Here is a 14,997-nt window from a genome sequence, read left to right on the forward strand (position 1 = left end):
GTGAACTGGTTGGATGCAGCAATCGCATTCGTGTCTCCTGAATGGGGCGCACGAAGAGTTGCGTGGAGAAACGAACTGCGGAACTATGATGCAGGAAACGACGCAAGGTTGAATGCCGGGTGGAGAGTTGCAAACTATTCGGCAGAGGCAACCGACAGAGGAAACCGAGAGTATGTGCGAGCACGAGCAAGGGACCTTGAACGAAACTCTGATGTGATGAACTCCGTGCTTGGAGCATACAAGAGAAACGTTGTCGGAACCGGATTTCAGCTTCGATCAATGACGAAGAAGAACGCGGTCAACAAGGAACTGGAACGATTGTGGAAAATCTGGTGCAAGGCCAGAAACTGCGATGTGACAGGACAGCAGAGCCTGAACCAGATTCTGCGAATGGCCGTCGTGAGAAAGAAAGTGGACGGAGGAATCCTGTTCGTGAAGAGATACACACGAGACGGAATCCTGCCGTTTTCTCTTCAGATGCTCGAAGTGGATGAACTGGACTCAATGCACGTTATGCCGGAGAAAAACGGAAATCGTGTGGTCGGCGGCATCGAATACAACACCTACAATCGCCCGGTCGGGTATTGGATAAGACAGTACCAGATTGACGGATATACAATCGGGAACCCGGTGTATCTGAAGGCATCCGATGTCATTTTCTACTACACGAAGAAACGTCCGAGCCAGATCAGAGAGATGTCTGACATGAGTCCGACAGTGACAAGGATTCGAGATGTCAATGAGTTCATCACGGCAGTATCGGTCAAAGAGAGAATTGCCGCCTGTCTGTCGGTCTTCATCAAGAAGGCCCTTCCGGTGTCTGGTATCGGAAGAAACGTCGCAGCATCGCAGGACAAGGCGAATTATGACGGAAAGACCCTGACTCCGGGCATGATTAAAGAACTGAACGCAGGAGACGAAGTGCAGGTCGTAAACCCGACAGGACAGGCAGCAGACGCAACTTCATTCGTGAAGCTGCAACAGCGTCTCGTCGGAGCAGGACAGGGCATTTCCTACGAAGCAACGAGCCGCGATATGTCCGAGACAAATTATTCATCTGCGCGTCAGGGAGCCATTGAGGACGAATTGACGTTTGCGGAAGAAGAAGAACAGATTCTGGCCGTACTGGATGAGATATACGAAACCTTCGTGATCTCCTGCGTGTTGGCAGGAAAGGTGGATATTGCAGACTTCTGGGAAAGAAAAGAGGAATATCTGCAACACGAATGGATTAAACAGCCGAAGAAATGGATTGACCCGGTGAAAGAGTCAAATGCAACAAAGACGGCGATGCAGACCGGGCAGAAGACGTTCAAACAGATCGCGGCAGAGAACGGTCGAGACTGGCAGACACAGATCGACGATATGGCGGAAGTCCTGAAATATGGACAGAAGAAAGGAATTGATTTAGGAGGTGTGGTTTTCGGTGGCAAAGTGCAGAAAAAAGAAAAAAATAGCACAGGTCAGAATGACAATGGCACAGATGGCGGAAGCGAAGAGAAGACCCCTGTCAAGGGAGGAACCGGAGCAGAAGCAGGAAAGAAATAAAGGCATCAGAGCACTCGTGGACTGCCAGATCAGAGCAGTCGAGGGTGAAGGGAACGAAAGGACATTCGTGCTCTCGTTCTCTTCGGAAGCACCATATACAAGATGGTTCGGACAGGAGATTCTGGACCATACAGGGGAATGCGCGGACCTGACAAGACTCAATTCAATCGGTGTCGTTCTCTATAATCACAAGAGAGACAAGGTTATCGGGAAAATTAACAAGGCATGGATTGAAGATCAGAGAGGTTATGCAGAGATCACGTTTGACTCTGACGCAGAATCCGAAGTCATTTACCAGAAAGTGAAATCCGGGACTCTGAAAGGAGTGTCCGTCGGTTACATGGTAGAGGACTGGGAAGAAGTAGCACCGAACAAGGTGTCAATGGATGGACGTTTCACTGGTCCGTGCTCGATCGCAAAGCGGTGGATTCCGTATGAAATCAGCATCGTGAGCGTTCCGGCAGACCCTACGGTCGGAGTAGGCCGTTCAATGACGGCAGATGAGGCGGCGGCATGGAATGAAACCTATGCTCGGCAGTTACAGTATAACAAAAACATCGCAAGAGGAGGAAAAAGCAGATGACAAGAGAACAGATGCTGGCTCGGCAGAACGAAATCTTGCAGGCAGCGAGAGCGGAAAGCAGAGCAATGACAGCAGAAGAGAGGGCGGAGTTTGACACCTTGCAGCGTTCAATCGAAGCACTCGACAGAGCAGGAGCCACAGCAGGCGGCGAGGGAAGTTCCAGAGGCGCGGCAGCAGGTGAGGGCGAAGGAAATGGAGACGAAGGCGGAGAAGGCAACGGAGACGGAGCAAGAAGCGCAGTCGAGAATGAAAGAGCCAGAATCAGACAGATCGAGGAGATGTGCCGCGATTTCGGAATGAATGAGCAGGTCAGAGGGTTCATCGACAACGGAACAACAGTGGAGCAGGTGAGAGCAGCAGTTATCGAGCACATGAGACAGGCATCCGCACCAGTTCACACCGGAGTAAGCGTCGGAGACAGCGCAGAGGACAAGTTCAGAAGAGCAGCAGTTGACTCTCTGCTCCTGAAGGCAGGTCTTCAGATCGAGAACCCGGCAGACGGAGCGAGACAGATGATCGGTATGCGTATGCGTGATCTTGCAATCGAGTGTCTTCAGATGGACGGAACAAGCGAGAGAGGACTGAACAGAAGAAACTCCGACGAACTGTATTCTCTCCTGTCCAGAGGGTTCTACAATCCAGAGGCAGCGTTCCCGGCAATCTTAGACCAGACGATCGAGAAAGCATACAGAGAGGGACACAAGAAGGTTGCAGTCACCTTCGACAGATTCACGAAGAAAGGAAGTCTCCCGGACTTCAAGACCCACGACAATTATTATGTTGCAGGCCCGGTCGGAGAGTTTCTGGAAGTGCCGGAGAATGGCGAGCTGAAGCATGATGTATTCACCGATGACAAGCTGCCGCAGAGAAAACTGAAGACATACGGAAGACAGTTCACCCTGTCCAGAAAAGCCTTCATCGACGATGACATTTCTCTGGTGACATCCCTTCCGGCTCGTTACGCAGCAGCAGCGAGAAAGACCATCAACAAGCAGGTATTCCAGATTCTTGTCAATAACCCGGCAATCTATGACGGAACTGCTCTGTTCGGCTCAAACCACAAGAACCTCCTGAAGACAGGAACAGGAGTGACACAGGCAGCAATGCAGACGATGATTATGGCACTGGCGAACCAGAAAGATCAGTTCGGAGAAGCAATCATCATCAATCCTGCACAGATCGTCGTTCCTTCCGGCATGAAGTTTGATATGTACACACTGTTCAACTCACCGACGATCAACACCACAGACAATACACAGGCAGTCAACCCACTGTACCAGTACAGAGATCAGATCGAGGTCGTGGAAGACCCGACAATCAATGCACTCTGCGGTGGCATGGGTAACGTGATGCCGTGGTGGTTATTCGGAGCAGCCGGAGACTGCGACGGAATCGAAGTTGATTACCTGAACGGTCAGGAAATCCCGAACATTCGTCGTATGGAAGCACCGGGTCAGCTTGGATTCGTGTGGGACATCTTCCTTGACTGGGGCATCTCCGTCATGGATTACAGAGGCATGGTGAAGAATCCGGGTGTCAAAGTAGAGACAAAACTGGAACTGGCATAAGAGAAGGGAGGCAAACGCAATGAGTAAAGCAGAATACTGGCAGCGCGGAGAGTCTATTGACTACAAGAACACAGGAAGCAGTGCCATCGAAGCAAATTCCGTGATCGTTCTCGGAAAGAGAGTCGGTGTGGCAGGCATGACAATCCAGCCGGGAGAGACTGGAAGCCTTCATGTGAAAGGTGTGTTCCGATTCGAGAAAGATGACAGCGAGATCACGGCAGGGGCAGAGGTATATGTCACTGCGGCAGGCAAGATGACAACAACTGCATCAGGAAATACTGCGGCCGGATTCGCAACAGAAGCGGCAAAGGCAGCAGAAACATCAGTGCTCGTCAATATCAACGCATGAGAGAACTGATTGCGCTTCGCCCTGTACTGTACCACGCACATCAGTATAGTACAGGCGAAAGCCTTCCGGTGAACGATCAGGAAATGACAGAATTGTGGCTCAAAGCAGGAACTGCAATGTGGAAGGAAGACGAGCCAGAACCACAGGCAGCGCAGGCAATTCCGGTGACAGCAGTTGCAGGTATGCCGGGAATGAGCGATGCAGGTACTGATGGACTGATCGGACGCATTCCAGAGACACCGGAAAGAAAGACCACTCCTGCAAAGAAAACGACAAGAACCACAACGAGAAAGAAGAAAGCATGACCTTCAAAGACATCATAAAGAGGGATGTGCAGCAGACTTTTTTGAACGTGGATGAGTTCTCGGAGATACACACAGTCAACGGAAAGCCGATGGCAGTGCAGATCGACAACAACGAGCAGATTGAACGAGAGAAGAGATACAGTCAGCACATGGACGGAATATACGTCAAACAGGTGCTCATGTATGTATCTGCGGAAGATTATGGACCGCTCCCGAAGCAGGGAACAGCCGTGAGTCTGGACAAGAGATCATACAGAGTGGCCGATGCGATTGCTGAAGATGGAATCTATTCGATCACGTTGGAGGCGAACAGAGGATGATTACCTATGAGGTAAACAGGGCAGAACTGGAACTGGTTGAGAAGAAACTGGGAGACATGAAGAGCAAGGCCCCACAGGTATTCAAGAATGCCGTGAACAAGACTGCAAGGCAGGCAAGGAAACGAATCGCGCAAAGCGCAAAAGGAGCCTATACAGTTAAGCAGGTCGGATTCAATAGTCACATGAAGATCAAAAATGCGTCAACAGGAAACCTCACGGCATCGGTGGATGCGGATGGAAAGCCTCTGACACTCGTGCGATTTAAGAACCGGGCAGGCAGACCGAAAAAAGGCGGAGCGGCCGCGGCAGCAGACATCGTGAACAGCGGTATGAAGCAACTGGTCAGTTCGCAAGGCGGAAAAGCGTTCAAGCGCAACGGACTGGTGATGCAGAGGGAAGGCAAAGACAGACTCCCGGTCAAAGTGTTCCATTCAAACTCCGTTCCCAAAATGGTTGAAAAAGTATATCAGGGAGAGAGAGGAATGGCAGGAGCACTCAAAGAGCCGATACAGTCAGATCTTCGCAAGAACCTCGAAGCAGAGATCAAGAAGATTGTGGGGTAAGCAATGACAGCAGCAGAACTTCAGAGGGACCTTGTGGAAGAAATGAAGAAACTTTTTCAGGGAATCACGACGGAGAATACGTCAGGGGAAACTGTGACAGGGGTGAATGTGTACGAACAGAACCTTCCAGTTGTGACAGATGATGAAGAAGATGAATCGCAGTTCTTTCCATACGCTCTCGTAAAATTAGAAACAGGAAAAACTGCGGACGATGATAGTCCGTGGGTGGTTGCAACAGAGATTCACTTCGGGATATGCGATCACTCAAAGAAGAATATCGGTCACAGACACATCATGAACATGATTCAGGATGTGGTGGACAGATTTGCAGCAGAGCCTCTTCTGAACCAGAAGTTCAGAGCGGAGCAGGACATCGAATGGGCCGTTCAGGATGAAGACACATATCCGTTCTACTTCGGAGGAGTTGCGATCTCATTCAACGTGCCGAAGATAGGAAGGAGGGAACCGAAGCATTATGCCGAGGAAGACAGATACTGCTGAAGCAGTAAAAGAGACTGAAACACAGACAGCAGCCGAAGAGGTGAAACAGGAAAATCTGATGTATGTGGGGCCTACGATTCCGGGCATCGGAATCCAGAACAGAGTATACACAGAGATTCCTGAAGCAGCAAAAGAAGCCTGCAAAGACGTACCGGAAATGAGAAACCTGTTCATTCCGGTCATCAAATATCCGATTGCAGAGAAGATGCTGCGTGAAAGAAAAGGATATATCTTCAGTGCGTTCAGAAAAGCACTGGAATATAAAACAGAAGGAGGAAAATAAACAATGAGCAAACATGGAGTTTTTGTGCAGGAAGAAGCAACTGCGCTGACCGCGCCGATCACTGGTTCCTGCTCAATTCCGGTCGTTGTGGGAACTGCCCCGGTCAATATGGTGCAGAACCCGGAAGAAGTAATCAACACACCGATTCTCGCGAACTCGGCAGCAGAGGCGATGGCTGCACTGGGATATGTGGACGACTTTGAAAACTATACCTTGTGTCAGATGATGTATGCGACGAACAACATCTATCAGGTGTCACCTGCGGTCTATATCAACGTACTTGACCCAACAAAGCACAAGAAAGCACTGACGGAAACAACTGCAACAGTGAGCCAGATGCAGGCGAAGATCAGCACGAAGGGAATCATCCCGAAAGGACTGGTTGTGAAAGCTGCATCAGCAACACTGACAGCAGGAACTGACTATACAACAGAGTTCGACACTGACGGAAGCCTGATCGTCAATCTGATTGAAGGAGGAAAGGGAGCATCCGCAACATCTATCACAGTATCAGGAAATGTGCTTGACCCGTCCATGATTACAAAGACGGACATCGTTGGAGCGTATAACGCATCCACAGGAAAAGAAAGCGGTCTGGAAGTAGTAAGACAGGTATATCCAAAACTCGGAGTTGTTCCGGGATTGATTGTTGCTCCGGGATGGTCACAGATTCCAGAAGTCGGAATCGCAATGTCCGCAAAGGCGGCGAACATCAACGGAGTGTTCAAGGCGGTTGCTCTGGTCGATCTGGACACAACGAAGGCAACAAAATACACGGACTGCAAGAAGACAAAAGAGGACAGCGGATTCACTTCTGCGTTCTGTTATCCGACATGGCCGTGCGTAAAGGTTGGAGATTATGAGCTGGACGAGGACGGCAACCGTATCCGAGACGCAGACGGAAAGTTTGTGTTCAACGCCGTTCCCACTACCGACTGGGGCAGTCCCGAAACGCTGGAACATTGGCGTGAAGCATGGGCGGAGCTATGCAATGCCAAGTTTGCGGAAAAAGGTATTGATGTTCGTATCGACCACCGGAGCTATGAGCGTCAGGGCGTGGAGCTTTTTCCCACCGTCCATGAGGGCGCAACCGTCCAGGCAATGGAGAAGAAAGGCATACGCACCGAGAAAGGCGAGTTCAACCGCTGGATCAGAGCCACCAATGCCGTTATCCGGGACATCAAGAAGAAAATCGCTCTCCTGTTTGATTGGATTGCCGAAGCAAAAGCGGAGCTTGCCAAGCCGCAGGCACCCGACCTTGTTTCGCTGCTGAGCGCCTATTACACCCAGCGCAGAGCCGGGGCATATTCGCAGAAAGGCAAGGTCAGCAATCTAAAGGAGATGAACGAGACTTTCAATTATCTCCGGGCAAACGGCATTTACTCCCTTGAAGATTTGGAAAGCCGTGTCAGCGAACACAGTGCTGCCACAGAGAGCTTGAAGAAAACGCTGGACGAACAGACCGCCCGAATGAAAGCAATTAAGCAACTCTATGACAGCTCCGCCGCTTTCCAGAACTTGAAGCCTGTCTATGACGGCTTGCAGAAAATCAAGTTTGAGAAGCCCAGAGCCAAGTACAAGGCAGAGCATGAAGCGGAACTGATACAGTTCTACGCCGCCAGACGAAAGCTGACCGAGGAGTTCCCGGACGGCAAGGTGGATATGAAAAAGCTGTCCGACGAGTATGACGAGCTGGAACAGGCACACGAAAGCACCTACGGCGAGTTTAAGGCTGTCAGAGACGATTTACACCGCCTTTGGAAGGTCAAGTCATGTGTAGATACTGCCGCCCGATTTAACGAGCGTACAGAGGAACAAAAGCTCCAAAATCGACCCCAAACACGACAGAAAAAGGAGGAACTATCCCGATGAATTATACCCAAGCGCAGATTGACCGGGCAAATGCCGTCAGTCTGGAAGATTTTCTCCGCACACAGGGAGAGACACTGATAAAAAGCGGACGAGAATACCGCTGGAAAGAACATGACAGTCTGACCGTCCGGGGAAACAAGTGGTTTCGCCACAGCCAGAGCAAGGGCGGCTATCCCATTGATTTTGTCATAGAGTTTTACGGCAAGTCCTTTCCCGAAAGCTGACAATTATCCAGGGTAATCCCGGCGAGGGCAAGACCTACTTTGCCATGCGCCTTGCGGCGGCTTGCACCAATCGAAAGCCTTTGCCCGGTATGGAGACACTTGAACCTTTCAATATCATCTATCAGACCGCCGAGGACGGTCTGGGCGATACGGTCAAGCCCCGATTGATGGAAGCAGACGTAGCCCTTGCGCTGTAATTCTTTTTCAAGTTTTCTGCGTTCTTTCTCAGAATCCTTAAGTTCGCGGTTAAGCCGGGAAGCTTCTTTAGCGATGCCACCATTGGCATTCATGCAGGCATCTTTCCAGGCTTTGATCTGCTCGATATAAAGACCTTTTTTACGGGCATACTCGGCAAGTTCCGTTTCATTCATACTTGCTGTTTCAACAACAACTAAAAATTTATCCTGTGTACTCCAGTCATCAGGAACCGCATCCGTACCAGGAGCAGCATAGCCTTCCTTTCTGGCTTTATCCCGCCAGTTACGAAGTGTCTGTTCAGAGATTCCTTCTTCTCTGGATATCTTGGTAATAGATTCATTGTTTGGTGGAAGCATCCTCCTGAGGAGTGCATCCTTTAATTCTGGACTATCCTTTCGACATTTGCCCTGTCTCTTTTTTTACCAATACCATAGACAGTTTTCTTTCATTTGCTGTTGTCTCCAATCTCCATACACTGATATGGATAAAGCCTGCCAAGTATCATGCTGATACAGCACCCGGCAGTGCTTTCTGAAAATATGGTTTCTCTGTACTTTTTCTTATCACCCCAGAGATGTAGGATTTCTCACAGGCGGCAGTGTGCTTCACTGCTCCATTGGAAGTTGTCACTCTGTCAGTCAATTCTCCTCGCCCCAGACACAGAGCTGATCCAGCACAGTCATCAGCGTTTTTCCTCGTTCCGAAAGCGTATATTCCACCTTCGGCGGAATCTGCGGATACTCGGTGCGGACGATCAGTTTATCCGCTTCCAGCTCCTTGACAGTCTACATCTGCATTTTTAAAAATATGCGTTTCAAGATTTTTTGAAAGTAAGCGCAAAATAATTCGACGGATTGTGTTGCCCTAAAAATCAATTCATAATAATCATTAGAGAATGCAAGCATTTCACTTCATTTTCTCTTGCTTGAAATGATAGATGCGAGCATTTTACTCTATTCAAGTTATCCCTGTGTGTTAGGATAGTTGTCAGTGAAAGATAATTACTTTTGTGGTAGTATGTAGCTATCACAGGAAGGGAGCTTTCGCTATGAACTATGACGAAGAAGGCGATGGATAAACTGATTACAAGGAAGGAAGCAGCCAGTATACTGGGAATCAGCGTAAAAACACTGGATGCTGTAAGAACAGACGGTTTGATCTCCTATGTTCAGTATGTGGAAAACGGCTGCTGATGCAGTCAGCACAGATTAGGATGACAACGCTGATTGACTATACATCAAAAGTGAAGAACTTGGCTTTGTTGGCAGTAGTCTACCAGAATTTTTCATTACAGTGTTTTGCTAAAGGAATCCGATGGAGCTATACCCTGGATTTTTCTGTATTCTCTGGGTGACATTTTGACTATAGACTGAAAAGCGCTTGAAAATTTCCCCTGGGTTTGGTAGCCTACCTGGGAAGCAATATCCGCGATAGTGTCATTTGTTTCCCGTAATAATTTCATAGCCTGACGCACTCGAAATTCCTTCATATAGGTGGCGATAGGCTGGCCGTAGACTGCCTTGAATATCTCCTTTAGAGTGGAGGTATTTATCAAATACTGTTTGGAAAGTTCTGCGATCGTAAATCGTTGATCCAAGTGCTCTGTCAACTGTTGATGAATTTCTTTTATCAATTCGGTTTGCTGGGAGAAGTATTGAGTCAATTCTTTATGCTCCGATTTCATGTTGCTCAAATAAATCAAAATTTCCAGCACCTTCAATTTCAAGAGGGAAATTCGAACGGATACAGGAGCAGAAAAGAGTGGGGCAAAAATGTGCTCTAAATCGGAACAGGACGGGATTGCGGATGGCTTTCCGGAGCAAAATCGATCCCGTAACTGGTCTGCCTCCACACCGGCATTCTTTAAAACTTCCGGGCAAATGGAAGAGAGCTGTTTCAGATCCACGGAAATGGAAATTCCCTCTGAATATCCTAGGGGAAACATCATGGCGGAATCCGCGCAGCAGGCCATACTATGTGCTGTCACATCACCTGTACCTAAATAGACGGCAGTACCGTCTTGCATATTCCAACCCACGCGACCACTGCGACAATAGTAAATTTCTAAAACAGAATCCGAAGCATCATGCTGAAACTTGATCTCTGAAGCAAGAAAAACATTGAAGGATACCTCTATTCCAGGAAAAGTTTCATATGCCTCCATAACCCCTTTTCCAGCGGTAACCGCTCGAAACTGTTCTCCAAAGAGTGTGGTACCCGTTCCGCCAGCACGGCAATGCTTCAAGGCGAGGGTGCCGTTTGGAATCTTTTGAAATTTTTGAGCGATAACTTTGGATTCTTCTTTTTTCATGGCGTTCCTTTTTGTTTTTCTACTTGCGACGGACAGGCGATTTTTACAAGCCACTCAATCATGTGATGGAAATTTCGGGCCTGCTCGGTATCGGCCGCTTTATAATAGACCTCTTTTCCGTCCCGGCGGCTAACGATCAGACCTGCTGATTTCAACTGCTTGAGATGGTGAGAAACTGCAGGACTGCTCATATTTACCATGGCTGAAAGATTGATAACACATTCCTCACAGTGGCAAAGCAACCAAAAAATGCGAATACGGCTGCCATCCCCCAGCTGCTTGAAAATATCAGCTACGGTTTGAAAGTTTTCTACGCGGGGCATATGTTCCAGTTCCTGCTCGATAGTTTGTCCGTGGTCGTGTGGTAAGGGGTTCTGAATCATTTAGCACTCCTCCTTAAAGTCTATCTTACCATAGGCTGAAGGAAAAAGAAACTTTACTTCTGAAATATTTCTGGTTCAGGACCAGCGTCATGGGTGTAATCCAAGATACGGACACCATCACCTATCTCTTTCTGCACCAGCTCCCGCATACGTTTGGCAAAAGGACAGGGGTAACCAATGGGAGTCATGTGATATTGTTCCAGCACATCTTTCAACGTGATTCCTCGCATTCTTTGTTCCGCTGCTTTTTGAATGTCCAAGTAAAAATCCCGCAGCACCAGTTGAATATTTACACCCACGCCACAGGCAGGATTGGTGTGGATGTCCTGATGGAGCAGGGGCTTGTTGCCCTCTACTGCCCGATAGGCATCCAGCAGAGTGATTTTCTCCGGCTCACGAGCCAGAGCAGGTCGGGGATGTCCCTTCACGCTGACCAGCAGTCCTCCCTTCCGCAGGGCGGACATGAGCTGGCGCACATAGGCAGGATTCGTCTGAATGCTCTCTGCCAGCTTGTTACTGGTCAGGTCGCAGTCTGGGTACAGAGCGATAAAAGCCAGAATATGAACAGCATCGCTAAGGCGGGTAGAATATTTCATAGCCTGATCTCCTTTTTTGTTTTGATGTTATTTTTATTATAACAACATATTGACAGTGACGCAAGAGGATGCTAAAATAATTTGAAGTAAGAATAAAAATAACACCCACTTGAAAGGAATGGTGACAATGAACTTCTATGATGATCTGGTCATGCAGACCCAGATGAATTATTCCAGGCACTATCATATCTATGCTTCCGGCGGTACGCCTTATCAGCTGACTGACAAAAAGCCGCTGCCGTATAGCGAACAGATCCATCGTTTGGTACAGGAGGTAAAGGAAGCTGACTGTGTGGTAGTGGGCGGGGCCTCCGGCCTGTCCGCTGCCGGTGGTGGAGATTTTTACTACGAGGACAACGACTCTTACCGCAAATACTTCCGCCCTTTTGCCGAGAAGTACCACTTCAAAGGTGCTTTTGCAGGGATGATGCACCCCTGGAAGACAAGGGAAGAGTATTGGGGGTATCTCGCCACATTCCTTCACACCACCCAGACCGCACCTGTGCGTCATTCCTATTTGGATTTAGACGCTTTGCTGAAAGGCAAGGACTTCTTCATCCTCACCACGAACCAGGATACCCAGTTTGTCAAACTCTACCCGGAGGAGAAGGTGGCAGAGATTCAGGGGGATCACCGCTTCTTCCAGTGTGCCGCCTGTTGTACCGATGACACTTGGGATGCGGTAAAGCCGGTGGCTGATATGGTAGCCGCTATGGGGAGTGACACGAAGATTCCCACGGATCTCATTCCCCGGTGCCCTCACTGCGGCGGTGAGGCATTCCCTTGGGTGCGAGGATATGGGAATTTTCTGCAAGGAAAGAAATACGAAGAACAGTACGAAAAAATTTCTCGCTATGTGCTGGAACACAAAGACAGCAAAATTCTGTTCCTGGAGCTGGGCGTTGGCCGAATGACTCCCATGTTTATCCAAGAACCTTTCTGGAACATGACCCTCAGCTTTCCCCATGCTCGATATATTGCTGTCAACAACAAGTATAACTTCCTGCCCAAGCAGTTGGAGGACAAGGGCATGACCATTGTGGCCGACATTGCTCAAGTGCTACGGGATGCACGGGATACCATGGACAGCGGAGATAACGATCGATGAGGGTTGGAAACCAAGCGACGCTTCAGGAACTTGCTGAGCGTATTGATCAAGCAGATGCCGTTGTGATCGGAGGCGGCTCCGGCCTGTCAAGCGCGGCTGGATACGACCACTACCATTGGTCCCCGGCACTTTCGGAGGCATTGGCTCCCTTTCGCGAACAGTATGGCTTTACCTCTCCGCTGGCTGGATTCTACCATTGCTTTTCCAGCTATGGGGAACAGTGGGGGTATTACAGTCAATATATCCGCTTCATGTGGGAAGCCCCTACTGGGAAGCCCTATCTGGACCTGCAGGCGCTTGTTGCGGACAAACCTGCTTTTGTTCTGACCACCAATGTGGATCAGCAGTTTTTTCGAGTATTTCCCCAGAAACAAATTTGCGCCTTTCAGGGAGACTTTAGCTACTGCCAATGCAGTCAGCCCTGCCGGGATGATATTGGGGAAAACCGCGAACTGGTGAAGGAACTGACTGGTTGCCTGGCAGGTGTTCGCCTGCCGGAGGAGGCTGTTCCTCGTTGCCCGGATTGCGGGCGGGTGCTGGTGCCCTGGGTACGAGATGATACCTTTCTGGAGGGAACCTTCTGGCAGGATAGTCTGCATCGCTACCATAGATTCCTGCGACACTGGATAATGGATCAGTCCGACAAAAAAGTCCTGCTGTTGGAACTTGGCGTGGGTGAGATGACACCCAGTATCATCAAATTGCCCTTCTGGGAACTTACTGCCAAAAACGAAAACGTCTTTTATGCATGTCTTAATCGAGAGGCAGCTCATAGGCCAGAGCATCTGCGGGGACGCAGCCTGTATCTGCAAGGAGATTTGGCGGAAACTCTGGCTGCCCTCCGGCAGGAGCGATCCATCGCAGCAACCATAAAATAGAAAGGAGCGAATAAATATGATTGATTGGAACCCTATTGCGAAAAAATTCAGAGAAGCGGACGCTATCCTGATCGGAGCCAGTAACGGCCTGTCCATCACCGAAGGACTGCATTTGTTTGCGGACAATGCGACTTTTGAAAGACTGTTTGGGGATTTCAAACAAAAATACGGCTTACGTTGTATTTTGCAGGGCATGATGGCCGGATGGCCCAGCGAGGAGGAAAAATGGGCCTTCTGGGCCCGGCTCATCCATCGTTACTGTGGGCAGTACCAGCCTATGCCGGTGATGAACGATTTGAAGGCCATTGTAGGAGAAAAAGATTACTTTGTCGTCACATCAAACGGAGAAGGTCACTTTGAACTGTGTGGCTTCGATCCGACGAAAATCTATGAGATTGAGGGCAACTGGATTACTATGCAGTGTGCCCGCCCCTGCCACGATACCCTCTATTCAAGTTTAGAGGTGGCCGAAAAATTATCGGCTGCCGAACAGGGCGGCCATGTGCCTACAGAGTTGGTGCCGCGTTGTCCCAAGTGCGGAGGTCCCATGGACATCCACATGGGCGCGGGTCAGAGAATGATCCCGGATGCCGCTGCCCAGGCACGGTTCCAAAACTTTCTGAAAACCTACCACGGAAAGAAACTGGTGGTTCTGGAGCTGGGCATTGGCTGGCGCAATCAGCTGATCAAGGCCCCGATGATGCGCCTGGTGGCCGGCGAGCCAAACGCCACTTATGTGACCATCAATCTGGGGGAGATCTACATTGCGGACAATATCAAAGAGAAGTCCTTCGGACTGGACGGGCGGCTGGATGAGCTGCTGCCTGCTCTCCGGGAGGCGTGCGAGGTATGACGATTTCGGAGCAGGTTCAAAATGACTATACAAATGCATAAACTCTCATGAATCAGGTTGCTTCCTGAATCCTTTGCAGCAGTAGAGAATGCATAAAAAGCCGGGAAGTTGACTCAAATTGTCAATGCCTCCCGGCTATTATCAGGCAGATATTAATATAGTTAGAATCATGGTATATATTTCATTCCCCATTGGGAAATGGCGTAAAAGACCGGCAGCAGGTCCCGCCCTTTTTCGGTGAGGGAGTACTCCACTCGCAGAGGCATTTCATTATATTGGATACGCTGAACCAATTCGTCCGCTTCCAGCTCTTTCAGCGCGTTGGTCAGAGCTGTGTTGGTAATGGGTTTGAGAACTTTTTTCAGTTCCCCAAACCGCATAGGACACTTGATGCACAGTTCATAGAGAATTTGGAGTTTCCATTTGCCCTGCAGCATTTGAACCACCGGCGTGACCGGGCAGTTTCCCTCGCCGGTTAGAATGACACTGCCAACCTTTTCTTTGAATTCTTCATAAGTCATAATTGGATCGTTCCTCGTCTTTTGCAGTATATT

The 14,997-nt window shown here is 49.3% G+C and carries 18 protein-coding genes and 3 pseudogenes; 15 read left to right on the forward strand and 6 right to left on the reverse strand.

What is annotated here, in order from left to right; all coding sequences use genetic code 11:
• The 11 genes and pseudogenes from DWX00_RS03620 to DWX00_RS03670 all read left to right on the forward strand — a co-directional run.
• The gene (locus DWX00_RS03620) at positions 1-1,548 is read left to right on the forward strand and encodes a phage portal protein (protein WP_243037944.1); all 1,548 of its coding nucleotides are present in this window, start codon (positions 1-3) and stop codon (positions 1,546-1,548) included.
• Positions 1,475-2,131 carry an HK97 family phage prohead protease gene (locus DWX00_RS03625; protein WP_243037945.1) on the forward strand — a complete coding sequence of 219 codons (657 nt, stop codon included), beginning with the start codon at positions 1,475-1,477 and terminating at the stop codon, positions 2,129-2,131. Before DWX00_RS03620 ends, DWX00_RS03625 begins: the two co-directional genes overlap by 74 nt.
• On the forward strand, positions 2,128-3,699 hold the full coding sequence (locus DWX00_RS03630) for a phage major capsid protein (RefSeq protein ID WP_118594671.1): 1,572 nt from the start codon (positions 2,128-2,130) through the stop codon (positions 3,697-3,699). Before DWX00_RS03625 ends, DWX00_RS03630 begins: the two co-directional genes overlap by 4 nt.
• A gap of 19 nt (positions 3,700-3,718) precedes the next feature.
• Entirely contained in the window at positions 3,719-4,048 is a 330-nt protein-coding gene (locus DWX00_RS03635; RefSeq protein WP_004840214.1) for a DUF2190 family protein, read from the forward strand.
• Entirely contained in the window at positions 4,045-4,353 is a 309-nt protein-coding gene (locus DWX00_RS03640) for a hypothetical protein (RefSeq protein ID WP_118594672.1), read from the forward strand. The genes DWX00_RS03635 and DWX00_RS03640 overlap by 4 nt, the downstream gene beginning before the upstream one ends.
• On the forward strand, positions 4,350-4,673 hold the full coding sequence (locus DWX00_RS03645; protein WP_004840216.1) for a hypothetical protein: 324 nt from the start codon (positions 4,350-4,352) through the stop codon (positions 4,671-4,673). Before DWX00_RS03640 ends, DWX00_RS03645 begins: the two co-directional genes overlap by 4 nt.
• Complete coding sequence (locus DWX00_RS03650) at positions 4,670-5,236, forward strand: phage tail protein (protein WP_118043616.1); 567 nt, start codon at positions 4,670-4,672, stop codon at positions 5,234-5,236. The genes DWX00_RS03645 and DWX00_RS03650 overlap by 4 nt, the downstream gene beginning before the upstream one ends.
• 3 nt (positions 5,237-5,239) lie before the next feature.
• Entirely contained in the window at positions 5,240-5,737 is a 498-nt protein-coding gene (locus tag DWX00_RS03655) for a hypothetical protein (RefSeq protein ID WP_118594673.1), read from the forward strand.
• Entirely contained in the window at positions 5,712-6,020 is a 309-nt protein-coding gene (locus tag DWX00_RS03660; protein ID WP_118043618.1) for a hypothetical protein, read from the forward strand. Before DWX00_RS03655 ends, DWX00_RS03660 begins: the two co-directional genes overlap by 26 nt.
• A 3-nt stretch (positions 6,021-6,023) precedes the next feature.
• Positions 6,024-7,892 (forward strand): MobA/MobL family protein, encoded by a 1,869-nt coding sequence (locus DWX00_RS20365; RefSeq protein ID WP_118594674.1) that lies wholly within the window; start codon positions 6,024-6,026, stop codon positions 7,890-7,892.
• Positions 7,889-8,304: pseudogene (locus DWX00_RS03670) on the forward strand (AAA family ATPase); the annotation flags it as partial. The gene DWX00_RS20365 and the pseudogene DWX00_RS03670, both read left to right, overlap by 4 nt.
• A gap of 261 nt (positions 8,305-8,565) precedes the next feature.
• On the opposite strand, the pseudogene DWX00_RS20295 reads toward DWX00_RS03670, so the two are convergent.
• Together DWX00_RS20295 and DWX00_RS03690 are read right to left on the reverse strand one after the other, a co-directional pair.
• A pseudogene (locus DWX00_RS20295) lies at positions 8,566-8,700 on the reverse strand (transposase); the annotation flags it as partial.
• Between the two features lie 252 nt (positions 8,701-8,952).
• A pseudogene (locus tag DWX00_RS03690) lies at positions 8,953-9,096 on the reverse strand (winged helix-turn-helix transcriptional regulator); the annotation flags it as partial.
• Positions 9,097-9,369: 273 nt separating this feature from the next.
• On the opposite strand from DWX00_RS03690, the gene DWX00_RS03700 reads away from it, so the two are divergent.
• The gene (locus tag DWX00_RS03700) at positions 9,370-9,507 is read left to right on the forward strand and encodes a hypothetical protein (RefSeq protein ID WP_442857661.1); all 138 of its coding nucleotides are present in this window, start codon (positions 9,370-9,372) and stop codon (positions 9,505-9,507) included.
• A gap of 95 nt (positions 9,508-9,602) precedes the next feature.
• Here DWX00_RS03700 and DWX00_RS03705 read toward each other — a convergent pair whose 3' ends face one another.
• From DWX00_RS03705 to DWX00_RS03715, 3 genes are read right to left on the reverse strand one after another with little or no spacing between them, the layout of a single operon-like run.
• Positions 9,603-10,625: a helix-turn-helix domain-containing protein gene (locus tag DWX00_RS03705; RefSeq protein WP_117814028.1), complete on the reverse strand. Its 1,023-nt coding sequence runs from the start codon at positions 10,623-10,625 to the stop codon at positions 9,603-9,605.
• A complete protein-coding gene (locus DWX00_RS03710; protein WP_118594675.1) occupies positions 10,622-11,008 on the reverse strand; it encodes an ArsR/SmtB family transcription factor in 387 nt (128 codons plus the stop codon). The genes DWX00_RS03705 and DWX00_RS03710 overlap by 4 nt, the downstream gene beginning before the upstream one ends.
• Positions 11,009-11,061: 53 nt before the next feature.
• Positions 11,062-11,604 carry an Rrf2 family transcriptional regulator gene (locus DWX00_RS03715; protein ID WP_243037946.1) on the reverse strand — a complete coding sequence of 181 codons (543 nt, stop codon included), beginning with the start codon at positions 11,602-11,604 and terminating at the stop codon, positions 11,062-11,064.
• A 127-nt stretch (positions 11,605-11,731) separates the two neighbouring features.
• Between DWX00_RS03715 and DWX00_RS03720 the strand changes: the two genes are divergently transcribed.
• The 3 genes from DWX00_RS03720 to DWX00_RS03730 are packed head-to-tail and all read left to right on the forward strand — an operon-like array spanning position 11,732 to position 14,443.
• Positions 11,732-12,712 carry an NAD-dependent protein deacetylase gene (locus DWX00_RS03720; RefSeq protein ID WP_173829423.1) on the forward strand — a complete coding sequence of 327 codons (981 nt, stop codon included), beginning with the start codon at positions 11,732-11,734 and terminating at the stop codon, positions 12,710-12,712.
• On the forward strand, positions 12,709-13,590 hold the full coding sequence (locus DWX00_RS03725; RefSeq protein WP_118594677.1) for an NAD-dependent protein deacetylase, SIR2 family: 882 nt from the start codon (positions 12,709-12,711) through the stop codon (positions 13,588-13,590). Before DWX00_RS03720 ends, DWX00_RS03725 begins: the two co-directional genes overlap by 4 nt.
• 16 nt (positions 13,591-13,606) lie before the next feature.
• Positions 13,607-14,443 carry an NAD-dependent protein deacetylase, SIR2 family gene (locus DWX00_RS03730; RefSeq protein WP_118594678.1) on the forward strand — a complete coding sequence of 279 codons (837 nt, stop codon included), beginning with the start codon at positions 13,607-13,609 and terminating at the stop codon, positions 14,441-14,443.
• A gap of 167 nt (positions 14,444-14,610) precedes the next feature.
• Here DWX00_RS03730 and DWX00_RS03735 read toward each other — a convergent pair whose 3' ends face one another.
• On the reverse strand, positions 14,611-14,964 hold the full coding sequence (locus tag DWX00_RS03735) for a winged helix-turn-helix transcriptional regulator (protein WP_055187091.1): 354 nt from the start codon (positions 14,962-14,964) through the stop codon (positions 14,611-14,613).
• Positions 14,965-14,997: the final 33 nt, after the last annotated feature.

This window comes from Blautia sp. AF17-9LB (genome assembly GCF_003479185.1).
Classification (GTDB): domain Bacteria; phylum Bacillota; class Clostridia; order Lachnospirales; family Lachnospiraceae; genus Fusicatenibacter; species Fusicatenibacter saccharivorans.